Origin of the sequence: Streptomyces sporangiiformans (genome assembly GCF_005768555.2) — a bacterium.
GTDB classification, from domain to species: domain Bacteria; phylum Actinomycetota; class Actinomycetes; order Streptomycetales; family Streptomycetaceae; genus Streptomyces; species Streptomyces sporangiiformans.
Genome location: NZ_VCHX02000213.1, coordinates 1 through 869 on the forward strand (window position 1 = coordinate 1; position 869 = coordinate 869).

General features: G+C 71.5%; 1 protein-coding gene. It reads right to left on the reverse strand.

Translation table 11 applies throughout. The annotated features are described in order from the left end of the window. Positions 1 to 869: CaiB/BaiF CoA transferase family protein (locus FGD71_RS34945; protein WP_140936020.1), on the reverse strand; the 869-nt coding region annotated here is incomplete at its 5' end.

Below are 869 nucleotides of genomic sequence, written 5' to 3' on the forward strand. Positions count from 1 at the left end.
TCAGATGGCGCCGGAGGCCCGGAGGGCCTCGATGTCGGCCGTGCTGTGTCCCAGTTCGGCCAGGATGGTCTCGGTGTGTTGGCCGATGACGGGGACGGCGTCCATGCGCGGGGCCGTGCCCGCGAGGTCGACCGGCGGCAGCAGCGCCGGCACCACCGCACCGCCGGGGATCGGTACGTCCTGCCAGCGGCCCCGCGCTTCGAGTACGGGGTGGGCGAGGAACTCCTCGACATCGTTGACGCCGGCGTTGGCGATGCCCGCGGCGTCCAGCAGCTTCATCACCTCCGCGCTGTCCGAGCGGCGAAACCGCTCGGCCACGATCGCGTCGAGCTCCTCGCGGTGCGCCACGCGGTCCGGGCCGGTGGCAAAGCGCGGATCGTCGGCCAGCTCCGGGCGCTGCAGGAAGCGTGCGCACAGGGCCTCCCATTCGCGTGTGTTCTGGATGGAGAACAACACGTCTTTGCCGTCGGCGGCGGTGTAAGCGCCGTAGGGGGCGATGGTGGCGTGCTGGGTGCCGATGCGTGGGGGCTGGGTGCCGCCGTGGCGGGTGTAGTAGGCGGGCTGGCTCATCCACTCGGCCAGTGCCTCGAACAGGGAGACCTCCACGGGACGGGCGGCACCGGTGGTGGCGCGGGTGTAGAGGGCGGTGAGGATGCCGGAGTAGGCGTACATGCCCGCGGCGATGTCGGCGACCGACACTCCGGTACGGGCCGGGCCGTGTTGGTTGCCGGTCAGCGAGACCAGGCCGGTCTGGCACTGGACGAGCAGGTCGTAGGCCTTGCGGTCGGCCCAGGGCCCGCTGGTGCCGTAGCCGGAGATGGTGCAGCAGATCAAAGACGGGTGCGCCTTGGCGAGGGTGGGCGCGTCCA